This window comes from Streptomyces sp. B6B3, from assembly GCF_039871525.1.
Taxonomy (GTDB): domain Bacteria; phylum Actinomycetota; class Actinomycetes; order Streptomycetales; family Streptomycetaceae; genus Streptomyces.
Window position 1 is genome coordinate 1 of sequence record NZ_JBDPLU010000053.1, and the last position, 6,881, is coordinate 6,881.

A 6,881-nucleotide genomic window follows, 5' to 3' on the forward strand; every position below is an offset into this window, starting at 1 on the left:
GGGGGGGGGGGGGGGGGGGCGCGGGGGCGGCGCGGGCGGGCGCGCCACGCCCTTTTCCGCATCCCCGACCCCTAGGTGAGACGTGAGACCTCGTGTTCGACTTTCTTGATCTAGAGCAGTACGACCTCTTCGGGGCGTTCTGGTTGACGGTGCAGCTCACCGTCTTCTCCGCGATCGGCTCGCTCATCTGGGGAACGATCCTGGCCGCGATGCGGGTCAGCCCGGTCCCGGTCATGCGGGCGTTCGGCACGTTCTATGTGAACATCGTCAGGAACACCCCGCTGACCCTGATCATCGTCGGCTGCGCGCAGCTCCTGGCCTACACCCTGAGTCTGACGTTCTGGGCCGAGACCGGCTCCGAGAGCCTCGTCTTCCGGATGGCCGTGCTGGGCTTCGTGCTCTACACCTCGACCTTCGTCTGCGAGGTGGTGCGCTCCGGCATCAACACGGTGCCGGTCGGCCAGGCGGAGGCCGCGCGGGCCCTGGGGCTGAACTTCGTCCAGGTGCTCACCCTGGTGGTGCTGCCCCAGGCGTTCCGCTCGGTGGTGGCCCCGCTGGCGAACGTGCTGATCGCGCTCACCAAGAACACCACGGTGGCGGCCGCGATCGGCGTCGCCGAGGCGGCCACGCTCATGAACACGATGATCGAGAACGAGGCCGAGCTCGTGCCCATCGCCGCGATCTTCGCCGGCGGTTTCATCCTGTTGACCCTGCCGACCGGCCTGCTGTTGGGCTGGGTGGCCAAGCGCGTGGCGGTGAAGCGATGAGCGACCTGTCCGTCCTCTACGACGCCCCGGGTCCCCGGGCTCGGGTCAGGAACGCCCTCTACACCGTCGCCTTCGCCGTCGTGATCCTCGGTGCGCTGGTCTGGGTCGGGGTCATCCTCGACAGCAAGAACCAGCTGCGCTGGGAGATGTGGAAGCCGTTCTTCACCGAGTCCGGCATGTGGACGACCTATCTGCTGCCGGGCCTGGAGAACACGCTGAAGGCGGCTGGGCTCGCCATGCTGATCGCACTGCCGCTCGGCGCGGTGCTCGGCCTCGCGCGGCTCTCCGACCACTGGTGGATCAGCGCGCCGGCGGGTGCCATCGTGGAGTTCTTCCGCGCCATCCCGGTGCTGATCCTGATGTTGTTCGCCCGCGAGGCGTTCACCATGTGGACCGATGTCGACCGCGAGATCCGACCGATGTACGCGGTGGTGACGGGTCTCGTGCTCTACAACGCCGCCGTGCTGGCGGAGATCGTCCGGGCCGGCGTCCTCTCCCTGCCGCGGGGGCAGACCGACGCCGCCAAGGCGATCGGGATGCGCAAGGGTCAGACCATGACCTTCGTGCTGCTGCCGCAGGCCGTCACCGCCATGCTGCCGGCGATCGTCAGCCAGCTGGTGGTGATCGTCAAGGACACCGCACTGGGCGGCGCGGTGCTGGGCTTCAGCGATCTGATGGCCAGCGTCAGCACCGTCAACTCCTACTACGCCAACCTCCTCGCGGTGATCACCGTCGTCGCGCTGATCTACATCGTGCTGAACTTCCTGCTCACCAGCTTCGCCAGCTGGCTTGAGGGCCGGATCCGGCGCGGCAAGCGCTCCACCGGAGCGGTGCTGGCAACGAATGCCGGCGGAGGGTTGGGCGCCGACGCGCTCGGCGGCCCGACCGACACGAAGAACTAGCGAGGGCGCCGGCTCCTCCGCTGGCCGGCGTCAACTTGACGGGTGAACAGCCACCTCGATTGCATACGTGCTGTGCTGCCCGTGATCATTGCCGGCGCGGGCCCCACGGGGCTCGCGCTGGCGCTTGCCCTGGCCCGGCACGGTGTTCCGACCGTGGTTCTCGACGGGCAGACGGGTCCACCGCCGCACCGCCTCGCCCGCACCTGCGTGCTGCCCCCCGACACCGCCCACTGGGCCCGGCTGCCCGGCGTGGGCGGGGAGGCGGTCACCTGGCCCGCGTGGCGCACCACGCTGCGCGGGCGGACCGTGCGCCGGCTGGAGTTCGCGCCGGGCGGCGCGCCGCTCCAGCTCCCGCAGCACCTGCTGGAGCGTGCGCTCCGCGAGGCGGCGGAGGGCGAGGAGCTGGTGCGGCTGGTCACCGGGCGCCGGCTGGTCACCGTGGAGCGCGGCACGCACGACGTCGTGGCGCACACCGCCGATCCGCGGGATCCCGGCGGGGCCGAGCGGCAGTGGCGCGGCAGCCACCTGGTGGGCTGTGACGGCGCCAGGTCCACGGTGCGGAAACTGCTCGGCATCGCCTTCCCCGGGCGCACCGGCGTCGAGCGGTACGCGGTGGCGACGGTGCGCGCCGAACTGCCCTGGCCGGGCGAGGCGGGACTGCATCGGGGACTGCCGCACGGCGAGGTGACCGTGCGCCCGTTGTCCGGCGACCGGTGGCGGCTGGACTGGCCGCTGCCGCAGGACGGCGGTCTGGTCACCCCGGAGGGCATGCTCGACCTGGTGCACACGACGCTCGCCGCCTGGCACGACGGTGCGGTGCCCGAGCACCAGCTGCTGGACACCGGGGTTCTCGTCTGCCACCAGCGGCTGGCCCGGCACTGGCGGTCCGGGCGCGTCTTCCTCGCCGGCGACGCGGCCCATCTGCTGGGCTCGCTCGGCACCCAGCAGGTCGCCGAGGGACTCAGGGACGCGGACAACCTGGCCTGGAAGCTGGCCGTGGCCTGCCGCGAGGGGGACGCCGAGCCGCTCCTCGACAGCTACGAGGCGGAGCGCCGCACGGCCGTCGGGGCCCGGCTGCGCGCCGTCGACCAGGCGCTGCCCCTGGTGCGGGGCCGGGGCGGGCTGACGGCGAAGCTGACCGGGCGCGGTGGGGGGCGGCTGGCGCTGCTCGCCGACGGCCATCTGGGGCTGGGGGCGCTGGGCTCCCCCGCTCGGTACGCGGGCTCCCCGATAACGCCGGCGCCGGCCCGCTCGGTGGCCACGGAAACGCCGCTGGGGGCCCCGGCCGCCGACGTGCCGGTGACGGCGCTCGACGGCGCCAGGGGCCTGCTGCGGAACTGGCTGGGCGGCCCGCTGCTGCTGGTGCTGACCGCACCGGGGTCCCGGGTCTGGGACGCCCGGCACTGGCTCTCGGCCGGGCTGATGCCCGAGCTCGCCGCCGCCAGTCGGGGTCTGGCGCTGCCGGCCGAACTGCTGGTGACCGAGGAGTATCCGGGCGCGGGGGCGCACGCCCTGCTGGTGGTCCGCCCGGACGGACACCTCGCCGCCGCGCTGCCGGGCACGGACCTGGACGAGCTACGGGCCTGCGTCCACGTGCTGCGCGGCGTCGCCGCCGACGGCGTGGAGAGCCCGGCGGGCCGCTGACGCCTGCGCCTTGCCGGCGAGTCCGGGCCGCGGCCCGTCCCCCCGCCGCCTTCTGTGCCGGTCCCCCGGCCGGACTACGTCGCGAACGTGTCGGACGGGCTCCTTCGCGAGCTCGCCGGGTGGGCCACCGGCGCCTGCCTCCGGGGCCACGCCCCGGCCCATCCCCGTGCCGCTTCGGTGCCGGTCCCGCCGGTCGATCCGCTCGGCGGCGGCCCGTGCCGCCGGCGGGCGTGGTCAGCCGACGTCCTCGGGGAGGAGCCGGTCGAGCGTCTCCGGGTCCTCGCCCTCGTCCCGCAGCGCCTCCCTGACCACCCGCAGCGCCATGGCCTCCGGGTACCCCTTGCGGGCCAGCATGGCGACGAGCCGGCGCATCCGGCGGTCCCGGTCGAGGCCCCGCGTGGCGCCCAGCCGGCGCGCCACCAGCGCCCGGGCGGTGGACTCCTCCCGCTCGCCGTCCAGCCGGCCGACGGCCTGGTCGATGAGCGCGCCGTCCACCCCGCGGGTGCGCAGTTCGCGGGCCAGCGCCCGGCGGGCCAGCCCACGGCCGTGGTGCCGGGAGTCGACCCAGGCGTCCGCGAACGCGGCGTCGTCGACCAGGCCGACCTCCTCGAACCGGTCGAGCACCTCGGCGATGGCCTCCTCGGGGATCTCCCGCTTCCGCAGCGCGTCGGCCAACTGCTGTCGGGTGCGGGGCGTCCCGGTCAGCAGTCGGAGGCAGATCGCCCGCGCCCGCTCCACCGGATCCCGGGGACTGTGCGGTGGCCCCGTCCCGGCCCTCGACGGGACGAGACCACCGCGGTCTTCGGACGCCGCGTCCTCGGGCCATTCGCTGCGCCGGGTCACCGTCAGCTCTTGGCCGCCGCCTTGGCCGCGGCCGTGGCCCTGGCCGGGGCCGCCGCGCTCCTGGCGCCCGTGGCACGGGCCGCGGTACCGCTCGCCGCACCGCCGGCGGCCGCGCCGTTGGGCGCGGTGCCGTTGGCCGCGGTGCCGTTGGCCGCGGTGCCGTTGGCCGAGGCCTTCACATCGGCCGCGTCGGCGCCCGGCTCGCTCTCCGGTGCCTCCGGCTTGACGCCGATGCCCAGCTTCTCCTTGATCTTCTTCTCGATCTCGTTGGCCAGGTCCGGGTTGTCCCGCAGGAAGCTCCGCGCGTTCTCCTTGCCCTGGCCGAGCTGGTCGCCCTCGTACGTGTACCAGGCGCCGGACTTGCGGATGAACCCGTGCTCCACGCCCATGTCGATCAGCCCGCCCTCGCGGCTGATCCCGGTGCCGTAGAGGATGTCGAACTCGGCCTGCTTGAAGGGCGGCGCCACCTTGTTCTTGACGACCTTGACGCGGGTGCGGTTGCCCACCGCCTCGGTGCCGTCCTTCATCGTCTCGATGCGCCGGATGTCCAGCCGCACCGACGCGTAGAACTTCAGCGCCCGGCCGCCCGTGGTCGTCTCGGGGGAGCCGAACATCACGCCGACCTTCTCCCTGAGCTGGTTGATGAAGATCGCCGTCGTCTTCGACTGGCTCAGCGCGCCGGTGATCTTCCGCAGGGCCTGGCTCATCAGCCGTGCCTGGAGGCCGACATGGGAGTCGCCCATCTCGCCCTCGATCTCCGCGCGCGGCACCAGGGCGGCGACGGAGTCGATGACGATCAGGTCCAGGGCGCCGGAGCGGATCAGCATGTCGACGATCTCCAGCGCCTGCTCGCCGTTGTCCGGCTGAGAGAGGATCAGCTGGTCCACGTCGACGCCGAGCCGCTTGGCGTACTCCGGGTCGAGCGCGTGCTCCGCGTCCACGAAGGCGACGGTGCCGCCGGCCCGCTGGGCGTTGGCCACCGCGTGCAGCGTCAGCGTGGTCTTGCCGCTCGACTCAGGGCCGTACACCTCCACCACGCGGCCGCGGGGCAGCCCGCCGACGCCGAGGGCCACGTCCAACGCCGTGGAGCCGGTGGGGATCACCTCGACCGGCTCGTTGGGCCGCTCGCCCAGGCGCATCACGGCGCCCTTGCCGAACTGCCGCTCAATCTGGGCGAGAGCGGCGTCCAGCGCCTTCTCGCGGTCCGTACCTGCCATGGGTGCCACCCGGTCCGTCTGATTCGATCGCTTCACACCACGGACGCTAGCGCCCGCCACTGACATTCAGCGGCCGGCGGGGCCAATCCGCCGCCAACCAACCGTCAGTCGACCGCCGGTGAGCCCGGCCCGCTCCCCCATGAGAATCTCTGTTCGATTTCGATGTCAAGGACGTGGCCGGGTGGAGCCGGGAAACGCCGGCCTCAGCGCAGCCGGTCCGACACCTCGACGGTGTCGCACACCGCCCGCCAGACGTCCTTGGCGTCCCAACCCGCCTCCAGCGCCTCGTACACGGTCCGCCCGCCCAGCTCGGACATCACATGGTCCCGAGCGAAGGAATCCGCGTAGCTCTCGCCGAACTGTTCGCCCATCCGCTGCCAGAAGTCCGTCAACCGCATGCCCTCAGTATCCCGCCGCGAGAGTGCAACCTCTCCGGATCCCGTGACCGGCCACCCTCCGCCACCTTACGGTCACAGTGATGCCTGCCAGCAGAACGTCTCCCCTCGCCCGCGCCGAGCACTTCCTGTGGTTGACCGCTCGCGTGCTGGACCAGCGACGCTTCGCGTACCACTTCCTCGACGGCTCACCCGACGACGTCGAGGCCGCGCTCGCCGCCTACCGCAATCCCGACCACGGCTACGGACACGCACTCGACCCCGATCTGCGGGGTCCGCTCAGCCAGCCGCTGCACACCGTCGTCGCGCTGCGCGTGCTGCACGAGATCGACCGGTGCCAGGGCCGGCGTGCCGAGCAGATCTGCCGCTACCTGACCGGCGTCTCCACCCCCGACGGCGCGCTCCCCGCCCTGCATCCGGCGCGGGCGGGCCATCCGGTCGCCCCCTGGCTGGCGACCCCCGAGGCGCCGCCGGCCGGAGAGCCGCCCAGCGACCTTCTTGCCACCGGGCCCGTGGTGGGCCTGCTGCACCGCAACGGCGTCTGGGACGCGTGGCTGTTCCGGGCCACCGACTACTGCTGGTCGGCGGTGGAGCGGCTGGAGCGCACCCATCCGCACCGGGTCAGGGCCGCGCTCGCGTTCCTGGACGGCGCGCCCGACCGCGCCCGCGCCGAGGCGGCGGCGGACCGGCTGGGTCGTCTGGTCCGCCGCCGGAGGCTGGCGATGGCCGAGCCGGAGCGGCGGGGGCTGCACCTCGCCTGCGACTTCGCCCCCACCCCGGACTCGCTGGCCCGACGCTGGTTCTCCGAGGCGGAGTTGGAGCGCAGCGTGGACATGCTGGCCGGGCAGCAGCAGGCCGACGGCGGCTGGCCGGTCCGGCGGCGCGCCTGGCCGCCCGGCAGCGCCGCGGTGTGGCGGGCGATGGTCACCATCGAGGCGCTGCGCACACTGCGCGCCTACGGGCGGGACCTCGGGAGCGATCTCGGGGGTGGCTCAGGCCACTGGCCGCCCACTGGGTGATCGACGAGACCGCGGTCGTCGCGCTCGCCCAGCCCGACCGGCGGCTGGCCCGCATCGGCTTCGCGGTCACCGGCCTCACCCTCTTCGTCTGCTG

General features: G+C 73.3%; 6 protein-coding genes and 2 pseudogenes. 5 read left to right on the plus strand and 3 right to left on the minus strand.

Annotated features, from left to right (window positions below; translation table 11 throughout):
* Nucleotides 1-92: 92 nt before the first annotated feature.
* The 3 genes from ABGB06_RS39220 to ABGB06_RS39230 all read left to right on the plus strand — a co-directional run bounded on the left by ABGB06_RS39220 (nt 93) and on the right by ABGB06_RS39230 (nt 3,313).
* Nucleotides 93-767: an ABC transporter permease subunit gene (locus tag ABGB06_RS39220; RefSeq protein ID WP_347600476.1), complete on the plus strand. Its 675-nt coding sequence runs from the start codon at nt 93-95 to the stop codon at nt 765-767.
* Nucleotides 764-1,669, plus strand: coding sequence for an amino acid ABC transporter permease (locus tag ABGB06_RS39225; RefSeq protein WP_347600479.1), 906 nt, complete (start codon nt 764-766; stop codon nt 1,667-1,669). The genes ABGB06_RS39220 and ABGB06_RS39225 overlap by 4 nt, the downstream gene beginning before the upstream one ends.
* 81 nt (nt 1,670-1,750) lie before the next feature.
* Nucleotides 1,751-3,313 carry an FAD-dependent monooxygenase gene (locus tag ABGB06_RS39230; RefSeq protein WP_347600482.1) on the plus strand — a complete coding sequence of 521 codons (1,563 nt, stop codon included), beginning with the start codon at nt 1,751-1,753 and terminating at the stop codon, nt 3,311-3,313.
* A gap of 234 nt (nt 3,314-3,547) precedes the next feature.
* On the opposite strand, the pseudogene recX reads toward ABGB06_RS39230, so the two are convergent.
* From recX to ABGB06_RS39245, 3 genes and pseudogenes are all read right to left on the minus strand, one after another.
* Nucleotides 3,548-4,252: pseudogene (gene recX, locus ABGB06_RS39235) on the minus strand (recombination regulator RecX); the annotation flags it as partial.
* Nucleotides 4,159-5,373 carry a recombinase RecA gene (gene recA / locus ABGB06_RS39240; RefSeq protein ID WP_347600485.1) on the minus strand — a complete coding sequence of 405 codons (1,215 nt, stop codon included), beginning with the start codon at nt 5,371-5,373 and terminating at the stop codon, nt 4,159-4,161. The gene recA and the pseudogene recX, both read right to left, overlap by 94 nt.
* Before the next feature lie 203 nt (nt 5,374-5,576).
* Nucleotides 5,577-5,771 carry a DUF3046 domain-containing protein gene (locus ABGB06_RS39245; RefSeq protein ID WP_347600488.1) on the minus strand — a complete coding sequence of 65 codons (195 nt, stop codon included), beginning with the start codon at nt 5,769-5,771 and terminating at the stop codon, nt 5,577-5,579.
* 80 nt (nt 5,772-5,851) lie between these two features.
* Here ABGB06_RS39245 and ABGB06_RS39250 point away from each other — a divergent pair, with 80 nt between their 5' ends.
* Complete coding sequence (locus ABGB06_RS39250) at nt 5,852-6,787, plus strand: hypothetical protein (protein ID WP_347600491.1); 936 nt, start codon at nt 5,852-5,854, stop codon at nt 6,785-6,787.
* A pseudogene (locus tag ABGB06_RS39255) lies at nt 6,760-6,881 on the plus strand (branched-chain amino acid ABC transporter permease); the annotation flags it as partial. The gene ABGB06_RS39250 and the pseudogene ABGB06_RS39255, both read left to right, overlap by 28 nt.

Excerpts from the sequence above, each read along its gene's own strand:
- recA (WP_347600485.1), bottom strand. The coding sequence starts at position 5,373 with ATGGCAGGTACGGACCGCGAGAAGGCGCTGGACGCCGCTCTCGCCCAG.
- ABGB06_RS39225 (WP_347600479.1), top strand. The coding sequence starts at position 764 with ATGAGCGACCTGTCCGTCCTCTACGACGCCCCGGGTCCCCGGGCTCGG.
- ABGB06_RS39245 (WP_347600488.1), bottom strand. The coding sequence starts at position 5,771 with ATGCGGTTGACGGACTTCTGGCAGCGGATGGGCGAACAGTTCGGCGAG.
- ABGB06_RS39250 (WP_347600491.1), top strand. The coding sequence starts at position 5,852 with ATGCCTGCCAGCAGAACGTCTCCCCTCGCCCGCGCCGAGCACTTCCTG.